This window comes from Flavobacterium sp. N1994 (genome assembly GCF_025947145.1).
Classification (GTDB): domain Bacteria; phylum Bacteroidota; class Bacteroidia; order Flavobacteriales; family Flavobacteriaceae; genus Flavobacterium.
In genome coordinates this window covers 2530127-2546743 of sequence record NZ_CP109999.1, presented here as the reverse complement: position 1 = coordinate 2546743, position 16617 = coordinate 2530127, and the positions used below count along the sequence as shown (strand labels likewise).

Annotated in this window: 16 protein-coding genes and 1 tRNA gene; 7 read left to right on the top strand and 10 right to left on the bottom strand. The window is 33.5% G+C overall.

The genetic code is table 11. The annotated features are described in order from the left end of the window. From OLM53_RS11350 to OLM53_RS11340, 3 genes are read left to right on the top strand one after another with little or no spacing between them, the layout of a single operon-like run. Complete coding sequence (locus OLM53_RS11350) at positions 1 to 1239, top strand: TolC family protein (RefSeq protein ID WP_264520346.1); 1239 nt, start codon at positions 1 to 3, stop codon at positions 1237 to 1239. Further along, a complete protein-coding gene (locus OLM53_RS11345; RefSeq protein ID WP_264520345.1) occupies positions 1208 to 2164 on the top strand; it encodes an efflux RND transporter periplasmic adaptor subunit in 957 nt (318 codons plus the stop codon). The genes OLM53_RS11350 and OLM53_RS11345 overlap by 32 nt, the downstream gene beginning before the upstream one ends. Beyond that, a complete protein-coding gene (locus OLM53_RS11340; RefSeq protein WP_264520344.1) occupies positions 2164 to 5217 on the top strand; it encodes an efflux RND transporter permease subunit in 3054 nt (1017 codons plus the stop codon). The genes OLM53_RS11345 and OLM53_RS11340 overlap by 1 nt, the downstream gene beginning before the upstream one ends. A gap of 226 nt (positions 5218 to 5443) precedes the next feature. On the opposite strand, the gene OLM53_RS11335 is transcribed toward OLM53_RS11340, so the two are convergent. The 5 genes from OLM53_RS11335 to OLM53_RS11315 all read right to left on the bottom strand — a co-directional run bounded on the left by OLM53_RS11335 (position 5444) and on the right by OLM53_RS11315 (position 8493). Further along, a complete protein-coding gene (locus OLM53_RS11335; protein ID WP_264520343.1) occupies positions 5444 to 6649 on the bottom strand; it encodes a primase-helicase family protein in 1206 nt (401 codons plus the stop codon). After that, positions 6646 to 6963: a hypothetical protein gene (locus tag OLM53_RS11330; protein ID WP_264520342.1), complete on the bottom strand. Its 318-nt coding sequence runs from the start codon at positions 6961 to 6963 to the stop codon at positions 6646 to 6648. The genes OLM53_RS11335 and OLM53_RS11330 overlap by 4 nt, the downstream gene beginning before the upstream one ends. A 12-nt stretch (positions 6964 to 6975) precedes the next feature. Next, positions 6976 to 7266, bottom strand: coding sequence for a helix-turn-helix transcriptional regulator (locus OLM53_RS11325; RefSeq protein WP_264520341.1), 291 nt, complete (start codon positions 7264 to 7266; stop codon positions 6976 to 6978). Between the two features lie 96 nt (positions 7267 to 7362). Next, positions 7363 to 8268, bottom strand: a complete 906-nt coding sequence (locus OLM53_RS11320; protein WP_264520340.1) for a hypothetical protein — start codon at positions 8266 to 8268, stop codon at positions 7363 to 7365. A 143-nt stretch (positions 8269 to 8411) separates the two neighbouring features. Then, positions 8412 to 8493, bottom strand: a tRNA-Leu gene (locus tag OLM53_RS11315). A 106-nt stretch (positions 8494 to 8599) separates the two neighbouring features. Here OLM53_RS11315 and OLM53_RS11310 point away from each other — a divergent pair. Beyond that, a complete protein-coding gene (locus OLM53_RS11310; protein ID WP_264520339.1) occupies positions 8600 to 9988 on the top strand; it encodes a dipeptidase in 1389 nt (462 codons plus the stop codon). Between the two features lie 155 nt (positions 9989 to 10143). Continuing rightward, a complete protein-coding gene (locus OLM53_RS11305) occupies positions 10144 to 11244 on the top strand; it encodes a DUF4407 domain-containing protein (protein WP_264520338.1) in 1101 nt (366 codons plus the stop codon). A gap of 12 nt (positions 11245 to 11256) precedes the next feature. Here OLM53_RS11305 and OLM53_RS11300 read toward each other — a convergent pair whose 3' ends face one another. The 5 genes from OLM53_RS11300 to ruvC are packed head-to-tail and all read right to left on the bottom strand — an operon-like array spanning position 11257 to position 14470. After that, complete coding sequence (locus OLM53_RS11300) at positions 11257 to 11628, bottom strand: MmcQ/YjbR family DNA-binding protein (protein WP_264520337.1); 372 nt, start codon at positions 11626 to 11628, stop codon at positions 11257 to 11259. Positions 11629 to 11632: 4 nt separating this feature from the next. Further along, positions 11633 to 12034, bottom strand: a complete 402-nt coding sequence (locus OLM53_RS11295; RefSeq protein ID WP_264520336.1) for a GNAT family N-acetyltransferase — start codon at positions 12032 to 12034, stop codon at positions 11633 to 11635. Next, positions 12031 to 12783 (bottom strand): cyclase family protein, encoded by a 753-nt coding sequence (locus tag OLM53_RS11290; protein WP_264520335.1) that lies wholly within the window; start codon positions 12781 to 12783, stop codon positions 12031 to 12033. Before OLM53_RS11290 ends, OLM53_RS11295 begins: the two co-directional genes overlap by 4 nt. Beyond that, positions 12783 to 13916 (bottom strand): radical SAM family heme chaperone HemW, encoded by a 1134-nt coding sequence (gene hemW, locus OLM53_RS11285; RefSeq protein ID WP_264520334.1) that lies wholly within the window; start codon positions 13914 to 13916, stop codon positions 12783 to 12785. Before hemW ends, OLM53_RS11290 begins: the two co-directional genes overlap by 1 nt. Then, on the bottom strand, positions 13916 to 14470 hold the full coding sequence (gene ruvC, locus OLM53_RS11280; RefSeq protein WP_264520333.1) for a crossover junction endodeoxyribonuclease RuvC: 555 nt from the start codon (positions 14468 to 14470) through the stop codon (positions 13916 to 13918). The genes hemW and ruvC overlap by 1 nt, the downstream gene beginning before the upstream one ends. A 25-nt stretch (positions 14471 to 14495) precedes the next feature. Between ruvC and OLM53_RS11275 the strand changes: the two genes are divergently transcribed. Next, on the top strand, positions 14496 to 15419 hold the full coding sequence (locus OLM53_RS11275; RefSeq protein WP_264520332.1) for a hypothetical protein: 924 nt from the start codon (positions 14496 to 14498) through the stop codon (positions 15417 to 15419). After that, positions 15410 to 16543 (top strand): glycosyltransferase family 2 protein, encoded by a 1134-nt coding sequence (locus OLM53_RS11270; RefSeq protein ID WP_264520331.1) that lies wholly within the window; start codon positions 15410 to 15412, stop codon positions 16541 to 16543. The genes OLM53_RS11275 and OLM53_RS11270 overlap by 10 nt, the downstream gene beginning before the upstream one ends. Positions 16544 to 16617: the final 74 nt, after the last annotated feature.

Genomic DNA, 16617 nt, shown 5'->3' with positions numbered 1-16617 from the left:
ATGAAATCAACCTTTTTTTTCATCCTTGTTTTGTTTAGTGTCAAGTCTTTTTCGCAAGAAAAGGACTTACGCTTTTATATGGAAAAAGCACAAACAAATTCACCTTTGCTAAAAGATTTATCCAATCAAATTAAATCGAATTCCATAGATAGTTTGTTGAATAAAGCCAATTATAAACCTCAAATTGCAGGAAACTTAAATGCAAATTATGCTACAGTTTTGAATGGTTTTGGATATGACACGGCTTTAAGTAATGGACAAACTATTTCAGGACTAGTTGGCGTAAATAAAAAAATTATTGGTAAAAACCAAGTTAATTCGCAAGCGGAAAGTTTTCAACTGCTCAAAGAATCATTAGTTTTAAACAAAAAAATCGCCAGTAAAGATGTAAACAAATTAATTACTGCTCAATACATTACTGCTTCGGGAAGTGCTGAACAATTGGATTACAACCAAAAAATGGCATCATTACTCAAAGATGAAGCTACCATTCTTAAGAAGTTAACCCAAAATTCCATATACAAACAAACCGATTATTTGGTTTTCCTTTCTACCATAAAGCAACAGGAATTACAAGTTTTACAATTGAAGCAGCAATATCAAAATGATTTGGGATTGCTCAATTACTTATCGGGAGAAGCCGATACCACTTTCGTGAATTTAAAAAAGCCCGATGTTACGCTAAAGACAATCCAATCTGCTGACAAAATTGTATTTGCAAAACAATTTGAAGTAGATAGTCTTAAAATTATCAACCAAAACAAACTAATTGATAATGCTTATAAACCATCCTTGTCATTAATAGGTGATGCAGGCTATTTATCAAGTCTTACTTATGAAGCCCACAAAAATTTTGGACTTAGTGTTGGTTTGGGTTTGTCGGTTCCTATTTATGATGGCAATAAAAAATCATTGCAGCATCAAAAGAATGAAACTGCCTTGGCAACTAATTTAGCTTACAAAGCTAATTTCAACAAACAGTATCAACAACAACTATTGATGCTCAATCAGAAATTAAAACAAGCAGTTGCCATTGAAAATCAATTACAATCCCAACTTCAAATTGTGGATGCACTGATTGAAGCAAATAAAAAATTGTTACTGACAGGCGATGCTCAAATCACCGATTTTGTAATTGCTATTGGCAATGTGATTACTATAAACAATTCAATTTCGCAAAATAAAATCAATAAACTTCAACTCATTAATGAAATCAATTATTGGAGTTCTAATGAATAATATTATGAAAAAATCTATCCTATATTTTATTCTAATCACTACTTTCTTTATTTCTTGTAAAGATACCAATGTAGTAGAAAAACCAATTGATGCAAGCGTTCCAGTAACTTTAACTACAATTGACACTTCGGGAATTGCAAATTATATTGACCTTAATGCAACGGCAACCTATTTGGTAAAAAATACTATAAAAGCCAATGCAACAGGTTATTTGAACTCGGTTAATGTTTCGGTTAACGATTTTGTAACTAACGGAAAGGAATTGTTTTCAATCAAAACTCGTGAAGCAAAAGTGTTGGGAAACACCATTAATAAAATAGATCCAACACTCAACTTTGGTGGTGCTATTCGAGTTCGCTCTAACACTAACGGAATTGTAACGATGGTTAATGTGCAACATGGAGATTATGTTCAGGATGGTGATGCTTTGGTGACAATAAATGACACTAAAAGTTTTGGAATAGTATTGAGTTTGCCCTATGAACTGAAAAGATATATCGTAGTTGGGCAACAATTGAATGTTGCTTTGCCCGATGGCACTACAAGAAAAGCAACAGTTCAAAAATTTATGCCAACGGTTGATGCAACTTCACAAACTCAGAATGTTGTATTAAAAATAAATGGCAAACAAGATATTCCAGAGAATTTAATTGTAAAAGTTAGAATAAACAAATCATCTAATTCCAAAACAATATCGCTACCAAAATCGGCTGTATTGAGTGATGAAACGGAAACTGATTTTTGGATTATGAAAATGATAAACTACAATACAGCAATTAAAGTCCCTATTAAAAAAGGAATTCAAACTGAAGATAAAATTGAAATCATCTCACCCGTTTTAACTCGTGAAGATAAAATTTTACTTACTGGAAATTATGGTGTTGCAGATACTATTAAGGTAAAAGTGATTAAAAAGGAATTGTAATGAACAACTTTTTTGTAAAACATAAAAATGGTTTAAGTGCCGTAATCTTTCTAATTATTTTGGGAGGATTTTTTGCGTATTCTAAAATGCAAACGAGTTTGTTTCCCGAAATTACCTTTCCGAAAATTAAAATCATTGCCGATGCAGGACAACAACCCATCGACAAAATGATGATTACGGTAACCAAGCCGTTGGAAAATGCCATTAAAAAAGTACAAGATTTAAAAACTGTTCGCAGTACAACCAGTCGCGGAAGTTGTGAAATCTCGGCTTTTATGGATTGGAAATCCGATATTGATTTGAGCAAAACCAGAATTGAAGCTCAAATTAATCAAATTAAAAATGATTTACCGCCAGATACTCAAATCACGGTCGAGAAAATGAACCCTTCTATTCTTCCGGTTATTGGATATGCGATTGAAGGTAAAAGGAAATCTGCGATTGAGTTAAAAAAAATAGCCAATTTTACAATCAAACCATTCCTTTCTCAAATTGATGGTGTTTCCGAAATACGGATTATTGGTGGTAAAGAAAAAGAATATTGGTTGGCATTAGATTTTAACAAAATGACTGCGCTCGGGATAACACCCAATGCTATTTCGCAAGTTTTAAGTCAAACCAACTTTATCAAATCGAATGGGTATTTGTCTGATTATCGGTATTTGTATTTAACCATTACTGATGCGCAAGTGGATAAAAAAGACGAACTCGAAAATCTAGTTATCAGCAATAACGGAAAAGGAATTGTCACCCTAAAAGACATTGCAACTGTTGAAATTAAGGAAGCAAAAGAATACATAAAAGTGAATGCCAATGGCAAGGAAAGTATATTGGTAGCTGTAATTAAGCAACCCAATTCCAATTTGATTTCGTTGACAGATGCCATGAATTCTAAATTAGAAGAATTAAAAAAAATACTTCCAAACGGAATCAAAATAACGCCTTATTATCAGCAAGCTACTTTTGTAAATGATGCGGTAAAAAGTGTTACCGATAGTTTGTTAATCGGATTATTATTAGCCATAATTGTTGCTGTACTGTTTTTGAAGTCTGCCAAAGCAAGTGCCACCATTTTGATAACGATTCCTGTAACGTTAGGGTTAACACTTATTGTTTTGTATCTCACGGGAGGAACGTTTAATATTATGACTTTGGGTGCGATTGCAGCGGCTTTGGGATTGATTATAGACGATGCTATTGTAGTTGTTGAACAAATTCACCGAACACACGAAGAGCATCCTGACGAACCAACGGTAACACTTTTGCAAAAAGCGATTCATTATTTATTCCCTGCAATGGTGGGTTCTTCCATTAGTACCATTGTGATATTTTTCCCTTTTGTTTTGATGAGTGGTGTTGCAGGTTCCTATTTCAAAGTGTTGACTGATACTATGATTATTACTTTGGTTTGCTCGTTCTTTGTTACTTGGTTGTTGCTTCCAGTAGTTTATTTGTTGCTTTCTAAAAAAGAAAAAACAACTTCTGAAAAACAAGAAACGGTCGAAATACATGAAGTAAAAACTCAAAAGTGGGTTGCTTATTTTATAGAAAAGCCCATTGTAAGCATTGTATTTTGTATCGTTTTAGTGCTTTCTATTTTTATCATTTTACCCAATTTAGAAACAGGGTTTTTACCCGAAATGGACGAAGGCAGTATCATTTTGGATTATGAAAGTCCACCGGGAACTTCACTTGAAGAAACCAATAGAATGCTTACCGAAGTAGAAAAAATAATTATAAAAGTCCCCGAAGTTGAAGCTTATAGCAGAAGAACAGGAACGCAAATGGGCTTTTTTATAACTGAACCCAATCGAGGTGATTATTTAATTCAGTTAAAAAAAGACAGAAGCAAAACCAGTAACGATGTTATTGATGAAATTCGTGCCAAAGTTGAAGCCACTCAACCTGCCTTGCGCATAGATTTTGGGCAGGTTATTGGCGATATGTTGGGAGATTTAATGAGTTCGGTTTCGCCAATCGAAGTAAAAGTTTATGGAAACAACCAAGCAGAATTGCAAAAAATAGCCAAAGAAGTTACTGCCATTGTTGAAAAAGTAAAAGGAACTGCTGATGTTTTTGATGGCATCATTTTGGCTGGACCAGCTGTAAATATTGAACCGAATTATTCAAAATTGGCTCAGTATGGAATTACACCAACCGATTTGCAATTTCAAATGCAAACAGCACTGGAAGGTAACGTTGTTGGCAGTTTATTAGAAAATGAAAAACAAACGCCAATCAGATTGATTTATGCTAATGGTCAGAAACGAAGTTTAGAAGATATCAAACAACTCAAAATATTTTTACCCAACGGACAATCTATACCTATTTCGAGTTTGGTTACAATTTCTGTCCAAAAGGGTGTTGCTGAAATTGAGCGTGAAAATCTTCAAATGATGAGTGTCATAACAGGACGATTAGACAACCGAGATTTGGGAAGTGTCATGCAAGAAATTCAGACTAAAGTTACTAATGACATTCATTTGCCAAGTGGCTATTATATTGAATATGCTGGTGCTTACAAAGACCAACAGCAATCTTTTAGAGAATTATTAATGATTTTAATAGCTTCATCCTTGTTGATTTTTGGTGTTATTTTATTTTTGTTTAGAGATTTTAGAATTGCTTTAACTATACTTCTAATTTCTGTGTTAGGCATCTCAGGAAGCTACATATTGCTCTTTATAACTGGAACTCCCTTAAATGTTGGAAGTTATACTGGTATTATTATGATCGTTGGTATTATATCAGAAAATGCCATTTTTACTTTTCTGCAATTTAGAGAAACATTCAAATTAACTCGAAACGTAAATCAATCAATAATCTATTCCATTTCAACGAGATTGCGTCCAAAATTAATGACGGCTTTAGGGGCTATAATTGCGCTTTTGCCTTTAGCAATTGGAATAGGTACAGGTTCAGAATTACACCAACCTTTGGCGATTGCAGTCATTGGTGGATTTCTAATTGCAATGCCTTTATTGCTAATCGTATTGCCAAGTATATTGTGTTTGGTGTATAAAAACGAGAAACATTTTAAGCATTTGGAGTAGATTTAGAGCTTCTATTTAATTCCTCATTGAACAAACCTAAGTTTCATAATAAATTAAATTTGGCGTTGATTTGTTGAAAAAAGCTTTAAGCTTCTATATTTTAATAGTTTATCGATAAACACAATGTCAACTTGGTTTCAACACTAATAATATTATTAGTGTTGACCTATTGTTGATTATGTTTTGAAACCAAAAGCAATTAATTATCAATGTTTTAAGGCATATTTCAACGCTTCAACAGTTTTTCGTTAAAAACATCTACAGTAAATCTATAATACCTGCCCTTTTGGTTTGTGAAATCCAAAAATTCTGGGGTCGAATAATCCGAACGGTATAACTGATAGCTACTGTTTTTTTCGTACACTAAATTAAACTTATCATTGAGAATAGTCTTAACGTAATTGTTAGTTACTTTTAAATTCCTTTTACCTAGCATTTCAACTATGTTTTGCGCTGTATAGCAAAGTTCCTCTTTTTCAAAAAATGCTAATTCATCAAGAATTAATTCTTCTATTTCTTTTTCAATGGTTGTTTTATTTCCTTGAATCAACACTTTTAAAGCTTCTGTGTAAATTTGTTCTTTTGCAAACCACATCCTAGTTTTTTCGGTAGTTTCCATTTCTCGGTTAGAGAGAAAATAAGTAAAACTTGGAATTTCCTTTTTCATTTCCTCTAACAATCTTGTATCACTACCATTTTGCAAACTAGGTACTTTACGAACCCAATACCTGATTTCATTATTATCCAATTTAACAAAGTTTTCCTCTTTATTAGAACACAAAATAAACTTCCCGAAAAACTCAACTTCTTCTCTGTCTTTCCCTTTTGCTTCTGATTTATAATATCTAGCCGTTGATAAATTTTTAATCCTTTCGCTGTCTTCTATTCTATCAAGTAGAACTTCATCAATGGCAACTATAAGCTTACCCGCCCAATCAGAATTAAATCTACTTCTGAAATCTTCGTTTGTATTTAAAGTCATATTACCCTCAAAAATATATTTAAGAAGATTTAGAAAAGTCGTTTTTCCAGTATTCCTTTCACTACTTACCAAACACAAAATCGGCAATACTTGTGTTGGTTTTCTCCAAAGCAAGGTTAGATAATCTAATCCCAATAGATATTGCTCTCCAAAAATATGTTTCAAGAAAAATTCTATTTTTGCCCACTTGCCGTTTTGGATTGGCTTATACGATAACGGTTCATATTTATTGTAAAAACCATTAATTACCCCCTCAAATTGAATGTGTGATGGAATTATACAAAACCCTTTAAATTTTGCAATCTCATCAATTTTAGATTTACCATAATCGTCAATTATAGTCTGCTTATTCCATTTTTTTAACACTTTTAATTTGTCGTTGGTCAATGGAATCTCAACTATTCTGTAATAGTCAGTTCCTACTCTTATATATTGTTCAATATCATTCATAGCATAAAATTTAAAAAAGCTATACCGCTTGGGTTTGTCATACGTTTTGTGTTTTCTAATACGATTATTACTTTACTTAAATCCGCATCAGATTCAAATAATTCATTTACTCTTCTACCTATTTCAATCAATTTTGAGTTAGTGCTGAATTGATATAATTTTTCAATTATCTGTATGGATTCAATTGTGTTTTGTGCATAACGAATAATTATGCGGTCACGGTTGTAGTTCAATTGTAAATTTTCACAATTAAGAGCAATTTGATTAAGATGATACAATACATCTTTATCATAGTTTATACTATCGTCGTTCATTGTAAAATAAATTTAGATTTTTGTAGATTTATTTTGCAATGCGTTGAGAACCTCACTTCTCTTATACCTAACACTTTTACCAATATGATAAACTGGAAACGCATTTTGCTTAGTTAGGCTCCAAAGGGAAACTAAAGAAATTGAAAGTAATTTTGCAGTTTCTTCTCGTGTGAGAAGCGTGTCGGTTTCTGTTTTTGCAGTAGAATTTTGAGTCAAATTTCTCATTTGCTCAACTACACCATTAATGATTTCGTTTTTGAAATCCTCTGAATTGATGTTTTCGATTTGGATTGTTTCTCTCATAATATTAATTTGTTTGAATTATTATGAGTCAAAATTAATTCACATTAAGAGGGGTGGAATCCACTAACTTATTCCACCAAATTCAAATAGACACAATTACAATTTGTTATTTATTGCATTTAAAATCTTCTTTACCGCTTCTATGTGGGTATTTGCAGTAAATTTTTTGGGATTTAATTCACTTTGTGGATTTAGTGCTTGAAAATTCTTTACAACATTATGAATAGTGTTTTTGTTATTATAATCTTGCTGAAGTAACGCTAAAATAATTTTTGCCTTTTGGTCATTGGATAAATCTTTAATCGCTTCCCATTTAAAAAAACCTAATTCATTTAGCATTGCAATAAATTTTGGTCTGCTGAATTTTTGATTATCTATTTCAACCATTTCATCTATTTCTTTTTTCGACTTTAAAAAAAATAGTATTCGACTCTGTCTTACATAACTGTAGTAAGTTGAAACAATATGATAATTTTGAATATTTTTTAATCCAAATAAATAATCTGATAAATCATACCAATTTATACTTAGGAAACTTTTAAGTATATCAAAATGCTGTTGCTCATTTTCAAAATCTGAATTATGGAGTTTTTTAAAGAGTTTTTTTTGAAGATAATTATTGTAACTTTTAATTTCATTTTGAAGCATTTCCGAAATAAAACTATCTCCAGAAAATTCTGCTTGAAGTTTTATAGTTTCTATATTATTTTCAATTATTGGAGCGTGTTGAAATTTAATATATTCAACACATTCATTAAATACTTCATTTAAAAAATCATCATTTAATTTGTAATTTACTCCATCAAATTCAAAATCTTGACCTAGGTACTTTGGATAATTATTACTACCTCCCCAAATTTCTCCCTCTTGCAAGCTAAAGTCGATTGGAATGCTTTTACCTTTTATATAAATTTTTGCTTCAATTAATATTGTTTTTTGTTCACTTTCTGACTTTTCTGAAAATGTTCGTATATCAAGAATATTAAAAAATTTAAGTGCCATTTAATCGTTTTTATTATAATTAATCGAATTTAATGAAATTAAATGAACTAACAGAAAAAACAATAATTCGGGGAATAATCGGGGAATATTAAAATAAAAAATCTCTAAATCGTTTAAATTCAACGCTTTAGAGATTATTTGAGTGCGGGTAATAGGACTCGAACCTACACGCCTTGCGGCACCAGATCCTAAGTCTGGCATGTCTACCAATTTCACCATACCCGCGAAATCGTGAGTGCAAATATAATCATAACTTCAAACTTTCAAAGGAAAATATTTAAAAAAAATCTAAAGCATTTTTGTACTTTTGGTTTTTATCAAACTTAAATCCATGGACAACATAAAAAATTACGTTCAACAAAACCGCGAACGTTTTATCAATGAATTAATTGAATTATTAAAAATACCTTCTGTAAGTGCTGATAGTGCTTATGCTCATGATGTGATTGCCACTGCGGAAGCGGTAAAATCTTCTTTAGAAAAAGCAGGTTGTAATCATGTAGAAATTTGCGAAACTCCAGGTTATCCAATAGTTTTTGGAGAACACATCATCGACAAAAACCTGCCAACTGTTTTGGTATATGGTCATTACGATGTACAACCGCCAGATCCAATGGAATTGTGGACCTCTCCTCCATTTGAACCCGTGATAAAAGTTACTGAAATTCATCCAGAGGGCGCCATATTTGCTCGAGGTTCATGTGATGACAAAGGGCAAATGTATATGCACGTTAAGGCATTTGAATATATGATTGCCAATAACAATCTGCCTTGTAATGTGAAGTTCATGATTGAAGGCGAAGAAGAAGTTGGGTCAAAAAGCTTGAGCTGGTTTGTAGAAAGAAACCAAGAAAAATTGAGTTGCGATGTAATTCTAATTTCAGATACTGGAATGATTTCCAACCAACAACCAAGCATTACAACAGGTCTACGTGGTTTAAGTTATGTTGAAGTAGAAGTTACCGGACCTAACCGTGATTTACATTCTGGTTTGTATGGTGGAGCTGTAGCGAATCCTATAAATGTTTTAGCCAAAATGATTGCCTCACTTCATGATGAAAATAATCATATTACCATTCCCGGATTTTATGATAATGTAGAAGAATTGTCGGCAGAAGAAAGAGCTGAGATGGCCAAAGCCCCATTCAATTTAGAAAACTATAAAAAAGCCTTAGACCTAAATGATGTTTATGGAGAAAAAGGATATGTAACCAATGAAAGAAACTCCATTCGTCCAACCTTAGATGTTAACGGAATCTGGGGTGGCTATACAGGCGAAGGAGCTAAAACAGTAATTGCCAGTAAAGCGTATGCCAAAATATCGATGCGTTTAGTACCTCATCAAGATTGGGAAGCCATCACCGAATTATTTACCAAACATTTTGAAAGTATTGCACCAAGTGGCGTAACTGTAAAAGTAAAACCTCATCACGGTGGCCAAGGTTATGTAACTCCTATTGATAGTATTGGCTATAGAGCAGCCAACAAAGCTTACACAGAGACTTTTGGCGTTCCAGCTATTCCGGTTCGCTCCGGAGGAAGTATTCCCATTGTTGCCTTATTTGAAAAAGAATTAAAATCAAAAACAATCCTAATGGGATTTGGTTTAGATAGCGATGCTATTCACTCGCCTAACGAACATTTCGGAGTATTCAATTATTTAAAAGGGATTGAAACGATTCCGTTATTCTACAAATATTTTGTGGAATTAAGTAAATAATTTTACCTCTACTAAATTATATAACCCGCTCTAAACCAGCGGGTTTTTTTATTAAACATCAGCCCGTTACAATAATTTAAAATTTTTGGCGTTATATTTGTATATCATCAATCATCAACTTTCTCGAACCCGTTTCGGGAATAAAATTAATCATCATGTTAAAACGTTTCTTCCTCCTGTGTTCAGGTGTCGATAGTGACATTGTGAACTCTTGTTCCAACGGCGAACAAAACAAATACGCTGGCATAGGTGCCACCGTTTTCTTTACAGCAGTTATGGCTTTTATTGCCAGTAGTTATGCGCTCTTTACTGTTTTTGACAACCTTTATACGGCTGTCTTTTTCGGATTAATTTGGGGCCTCTTAATTTTTAATCTCGACCGATTTATCGTTTCTACCATCAAAAAAAGAGAGAACTTTTTAGACGAATTGATTCAAGCTTCTCCAAGAATTGTTCTAGCAGTTATTATTGCGATAGTAATTTCAAAACCATTAGAAATCAAAATTTTTGAAAAAGAAATCAATACGGTTTTATTAAAAGAAAAAAATGAATTGGCTGTAGCCAATAAAAATCAGGTAACCAATTATTTCAAAAGTGATGTTGATAAAAACAAAGCTGAAATGGACAGTTTGAAATCGAGCATAACTAAAAAAGAAAAAGAAGTGGCCGATTTATATCAATCCTATATCACTGAAGCGGAAGGTTCAGCGGGAACTAAGAAAATGGGGAAAGGTCCTATCTACAAAGAAAAAAGAATGGCTCATGATTTGGCTGCCAAACAATTAGATTCTTTAAAAATAAACAATGCTAAAATCATTGCCGAGAAAGAAGCTAGAGCCAAAACGCTTCAAGCTGATGTAGATAAAAAAGTAACCGACACGCAACCCATAATTGACAGCTTTGACGGATTAATGGCCAGAATAAATGCCTTAAACAAACTGCCTTGGTTGCCTTCCTTCTTTATTATGCTGTTGTTCTTGGCAATCGAAACTTCTCCAATTATCGCCAAATTATTATCGCCAAAAGGGGAATTCGACTTTAAACAAGAAGACAAAGAAATGGGCATCAAAAACGTAATTTCACAAAATCGTTACCAAAGCGAACTGCAAAAGAAAACGGATGCCGAGATTTACGATAAAGTATATGCTGATATCAAAGAAGATCGCGAATTATACAACTACAAGAAAAAAGGTGCTACCGAGTTGCTCAAACTCCAAGCCGATGGTTTTGTAGCAAAACAAAAGAAATCCATGTAAAAATAAAGGAAGCTAATTAGCTTCCTTTTCTATTTCATCTCGACCCTTTTTAGTCAAGCCTCTATAAACCAAATCATAGGATTGATTGATTAATTCGCACATCATTTTATCGGAAACATCGCTGTTGAAATCAACAGTTACCCAATGTATTTTACTCATGTGATATCCTGGATTTATAGCTTCATATTGTGCACTAAGTTCTGCATTGTTTTCTGGCTCCCCTTTTAAGTTCAAAGAAGGTGTTCCATTTTCCCATTCTTTTAAGGAAGTCAGACAAAACATTTTTCCTCCAACCTTGAATACAAGAGTATCCTCATCAAACGGAAAATGTTCCGTAACTGCTTTTTTGGATAAACAGAATTCGTAAAGTTGCTGAATATTCATACTCTTATTTTATAACTTTTTCCATCATTTTCTCTGGGTGAGCCAACGAAGTAAAACCAAATTTCTCATATAAAAAATGAGCATCTGAAGTAGCCAGCCTCCAAATCTTTACTTGTTGCAATTGGGGTTCCTTCATCATAGCGTCAATCAATAGTGAAGAATAGCCTTTCCCTCGATGAGCTTCATCAATAAAAACATCCATTAAATAAGCAAACACGACATAATCTGTGACAACACGTGCAAAGCCAATTTGTTCGTTATCCAAATAAATTCCAAAACAAAACGACGCGTCTATAGTAATTTGTACTTCTTCAATCGTCCTTCCAGCCGCCCAATAAATATCCTTTAGGAAATTTTGAATGAACGGAACATTGAGTTTGCTTTTGTCGTTAGAAACGGTAATCATATCTTATATAAAACGGGTTTTGAAGGGGAGGCATCATTTTCAAAAGAAGCAATTTGCAAATTCAAGATATAACTTCCATCTTTAACTTCATCGTTTACAAAAATCATCTCAGTAATCGTGCAATCCCATCTGGCATCGGCATTCAAATTATTGACGTCTTTTACGTTCCAAAACGCTTTGTGTGCCAATAATTTTCCTTCATCTTCTTCCCTATCCACACTGGGTAAATCAATCAACAAATGTTTAATTCTGCTTTCGCGGATGAAAATCGCAGCTTCTTCTTCCAAATAAGGAGGATTAGTTTTGGAATAGTTTTTATGTTTTTTACTTTCTAAATTCGGTAAAGTTCTGATGATAATAGCTTCGGGGTTTCTCCCTCCTAATGCCTTTTCAATTTGTTGTTTGGTGATAACCAAATCATCATTCCTTTTCATGGGTTCCACTGAAATTAATTCGGCTGAAAAGAAAAACTGTTTCAAACATTGATTGATACTATAGAACTCTCGAGTAATATGACCCAAACATTCAGTATGAGTGCCGTGCCCGTGAGGATTAAAAAAAATATTGTTGAAATTTGTCGAACTCCCTTCAGAAACTTTTCCAACCCAATCACCAAAGCGAACGGGTTCCATCACTGGTTTTTCAATATACCAAGCAATCGGATTTTGGTCTGTATTAGATAAAGGAATCGAAATATCAATAGGTTTTGACAAATCGATTTCAAAGGTGTTATTAATTAGTGCTTTCATTATTCCAAATTTAGCAAAAACAAATGACTCGCAATCCCATCTCCTAAAAACTTCCCACTTTTGGTAGTTCGTAAAATGTTATCATCTACAAAAAGTAAATGGTCTTCAATATATTTCGCCGCTTGTTGGTTTAGATAATCTAAATAAGTTTTCCCAAATTCTTTCTCAATTCTGTCTAAAGAAACACCCCAAATCGTTCTCAAACCGGTCATGATGTATTCGTTGTATCGGTCTGTTTTAGATAATATTTCGGTTTCCAAAGGCAATTGATTCTCTTGAATCGATTTCAAATAAAGTGCATTATTCGACACATTCCATCCCCGTTTTTCACCATCATAACTATGAGCTGACGGACCAATACCAATGTATTTTTTGCCCAACCAATAACTCGAGTTGTTTTTAGAAAAATAGTTCTCTTTCCCAAAATTAGATAACTCATAATGGATGAATCCGTTTTCCTCTAGTTTATCTAAAAGCAAGTGAAAATGTTCTTGTGCTACTTCATCATCTAATGGCGGTATAATCCCTTTTTGTATAAACGAATGCAAAGCCGTTTTAGGCTCAACTGTCAAAGCATAACTAGAAATATGGGGAATATTATAAGACAAAGCCGTTTTGATGTTTTGAAGCCATTGGGCATTGCTCATATTAGGCATCCCGTAAATCAAATCAATGGTTATATTATCAAAATACTTTGTAGCTATTTCCAAACATTTTTTGGCTTCATCAACATTGTGAGCTCTGTTCATCAACTTCAAATCGTCTTCAAAAAAAGACTGTATTCCGATACTTAATCGATTGACTTTGTTTTGTGATAATTCGATAATGCGTTCTTCTGATAAATCATCTGGATTGGCTTCAACAGTGATTTCCGGATTTTCTACCACATTGTAATTAGAATAGACAGTATCCATTAGCAACTTCAAATCAGAAATGTCAAGTATACTAGGCGTTCCTCCACCAAAATAAATGGTTTCAACAACTTCATCTTTAAACTCGGATTTCCGCATCTGAATTTCTTTAGACAATGCCAAAATCATTTCGTCTTTCTTCTTTAAAGAAGTCGAAAAATGGAAGTCACAGTAATGACACGCTTGTTTGCAGAAAGGGATATGGATGTAGATACCTGACACTATTTTTTAATACGCTCTTCATTTTGTTTCACAAAAGCATCCCAACCCGAATAGCTTTTAGTTCCAGTAACTTTTCCAGAATTAAAGAAATGACAAACCGCTGCTGCTAAACCATCAGTAGAATCCAGATTTTTTGGTAATTCCTTTAAACCTAAAAGCTGTTGAAGCATTTTGGCTACCTGTTCTTTGCTGGCATTTCCGTTACCAGTTATCGCCATTTTTATTTTCTTAGGTTCGTATTCGGTAATTGGTATTTGTCGTGATAAACCGGCTGCCATTGCTACTCCTTGCGCTCTTCCTAATTTCAACATCGATTGCACATTCTTTCCAAAAAACGGTGCTTCAATCGCAATCTCATCAGGATGATGGGTTTCAATCAATTCGATGGTACGTTCAAAAATTACTTTCAACTTGGTGTAATGGTCATCATATTTGCTCAATATCAATTCATTCAACTGAAGGAACTCCATTTTTTTATTAACCACTTTGATCAATCCAAATCCCATTATAGTGGTTCCTGGGTCAATTCCTAATATGATGCGTTCGTTTGCCAATTTTTATTTTCGTTATTTTGTACCAATGATTTCAATTCCTCACAAAGCTAAGCAATTCAGCGTTTTTATTATCAAACTTTTGATTGTAACTGCTGCCTTTTATTTCATCTGGCAACAATTAGCTCAAAATGATAAACTCGACTGGCACAAATTCGTAATAATACTTCAAGAAAAGCAATCGGTTTTAGGCATACTCTTTTTATTGAGCTTTAGCTTTGTCAATCGGTATCTTGAAATTCTAAAATGGCAAAACCTAGTTTCTTTCTTTAAACCGATTACCATTGGCGAATCGACTAAACAAGTACTCGGCGCTTTAACTGCTGGGATTTTCACCCCAAACGGACTCGGAGAATACGCCGGGAAAGCTTTGTATTTTGAAAAACTGAAAACCAAAAAAATCATTTTCCTTAACCTCATTTGCAACGGAATCCAAATGATTCTAACGGTACTTTTCGGAACTATTGGGTTATTTATTCTCGGTTATTGGAAATGGGGTTTAGCTATTATCGGAATTTCTTGCTTCTTGGTTTTTGCTTCTTTCCTCTCAAAAAACATCAAGATTAAAGGCTATTCCATTCAAAAACTCCTTTATAAAATCAATGAAATCCCGAAACCCATTCATCGTAAAAACATCCTTCTAGGAACCTTACGCTATTTAGTTTTTTCGCATCAATACTATTTTTTATTTCTAGCTTTTGATGTAGATTTACCTTATCTAACCATGATGGCAAGCATTGCAACAGTCTATTTTTTAGCTTCTTCTTTACCAAGCTTTCAGTTTTTAGACTTTGCCGTAAAAGGAAGCATGGCGGTTTTTTTCTTCGGAAAACTTGGCGTCAACGAATGGATTGTGGTATTTATTTCCACACTAATGTGGTTTTTAAATGTCGTTTTGCCCGTCATCATTGGAAGTTATTATGTACTTAAATTCAAACCAAAATGGAGCTAATTTCAATAGTATTACTAATTATTGTAGCAGTTTACGCTGTTTTCATCCTGCAGTTAATTTTCGGATTCAATAAAATCAACTCTTTCGAAGGAACTAATGCCACTCCAAAAACAGCCTTCACCATTGTGATTCCTTTTAGAAACGAAGAAAAGAATCTGCCAAAACTATTACACTCCATTTCCCAATTAAACTATCCTCATCAATTGATAGAAATCATCATGGTAGATGATTTTTCAACAGATACTTCAGAACGCGTTTGCATAAAATGGCGCCTAGATTATGAACATCTCGACACTACCCTTTTGGAGAATTTACGCTTATCCTATTCTCCCAAAAAAGACGCTATCGCCAGAGCTATGCCTATTGCTAAACACGATTGGATTGTTACTACGGATGCGGATTGCATTGTCAACCCCAATTGGCTACTGACTTCAGACCACTACATTCAAAAAAATACCCCTTTTATGATAGTGGGAGCCGTAGTGTATAAAGCTAAAAACAACTGGTTCCATCATTTTCAGCAATTGGATTTGATGAGTTTACAAGGAACTACAATAGGCAGTTTTGGCATTGGAAAACCGTTTATGTGTAACGGAGCTAATTTTGCCTACACCAAAAATTTCTTTACGGAAATCGGAGGATTTGGCGGCATCAATGACAAGGCTAGTGGAGACGATGTTTTATTATTACAAAAAGCCATTAGAGTCAATAAAGAAAAAGTGCATTATTTAAAAAATACCGATGTCATAGTAAAAACCAAACCCGAAAACGACTTGGCCAAACTCTTCATGCAACGCGTTCGCTGGGCAAGCAAAACCAGTAGTTATAGTAGTAGTTATGCCAAATCATTGGCAGTAATAGTGCTATTGATGAATCTTAGCTTAGTAATAGGCGCTCTGTTATCAATGCTCTGTTACTTAGAGTATAAAATACTCCTAAGCACCTTCATAATAAAATACGTTGTTGATTATTTACTTCTTTATAAGTCCAACACCTATTTAAGAAATGGAAAGTTTTTTGTGCCAATAGCTAGCAGTGTTCTATACCCTGTCTTCTCAAGCTTAGTTGGGATTTACTCTTTGTTTGGAAATTTTTATTGGAAAGGGAGAAAATTTTCTAACTAGCCCCGGTTGGAACGACATCCTTTTTCTTGTCAAAGAAAAAGATATAGTGGAAGACGGGAAATAGCTCCTAATTA

What these genes read in the sequence shown, in the direction of transcription:
- OLM53_RS11350 (WP_264520346.1), top strand. Translation starts at nt 1, where the DNA reads ATGAAATCAACCTTTTTTTTCATCCTTGTTTTGTTTAGTGTCAAGTCT.
- OLM53_RS11345 (WP_264520345.1), top strand. Translation starts at nt 1,208, where the DNA reads ATGAAATCAATTATTGGAGTTCTAATGAATAATATTATGAAAAAATCT.
- OLM53_RS11340 (WP_264520344.1), top strand. Translation starts at nt 2,164, where the DNA reads ATGAACAACTTTTTTGTAAAACATAAAAATGGTTTAAGTGCCGTAATC.
- OLM53_RS11335 (WP_264520343.1), bottom strand. Translation starts at nt 6,649, where the DNA reads ATGAATGATATTGAACAATATATAAGAGTAGGAACTGACTATTACAGA.
- OLM53_RS11330 (WP_264520342.1), bottom strand. Translation starts at nt 6,963, where the DNA reads ATGAACGACGATAGTATAAACTATGATAAAGATGTATTGTATCATCTT.
- OLM53_RS11325 (WP_264520341.1), bottom strand. Translation starts at nt 7,266, where the DNA reads ATGAGAGAAACAATCCAAATCGAAAACATCAATTCAGAGGATTTCAAA.
- OLM53_RS11320 (WP_264520340.1), bottom strand. Translation starts at nt 8,268, where the DNA reads ATGGCACTTAAATTTTTTAATATTCTTGATATACGAACATTTTCAGAA.
- OLM53_RS11310 (WP_264520339.1), top strand. Translation starts at nt 8,600, where the DNA reads ATGGACAACATAAAAAATTACGTTCAACAAAACCGCGAACGTTTTATC.
- OLM53_RS11305 (WP_264520338.1), top strand. Translation starts at nt 10,144, where the DNA reads ATGTTAAAACGTTTCTTCCTCCTGTGTTCAGGTGTCGATAGTGACATT.
- OLM53_RS11300 (WP_264520337.1), bottom strand. Translation starts at nt 11,628, where the DNA reads ATGAATATTCAGCAACTTTACGAATTCTGTTTATCCAAAAAAGCAGTT.
- OLM53_RS11295 (WP_264520336.1), bottom strand. Translation starts at nt 12,034, where the DNA reads ATGATTACCGTTTCTAACGACAAAAGCAAACTCAATGTTCCGTTCATT.
- OLM53_RS11290 (WP_264520335.1), bottom strand. Translation starts at nt 12,783, where the DNA reads ATGAAAGCACTAATTAATAACACCTTTGAAATCGATTTGTCAAAACCT.
- OLM53_RS11275 (WP_264520332.1), top strand. Translation starts at nt 14,496, where the DNA reads ATGATTTCAATTCCTCACAAAGCTAAGCAATTCAGCGTTTTTATTATC.
- OLM53_RS11270 (WP_264520331.1), top strand. Translation starts at nt 15,410, where the DNA reads ATGGAGCTAATTTCAATAGTATTACTAATTATTGTAGCAGTTTACGCT.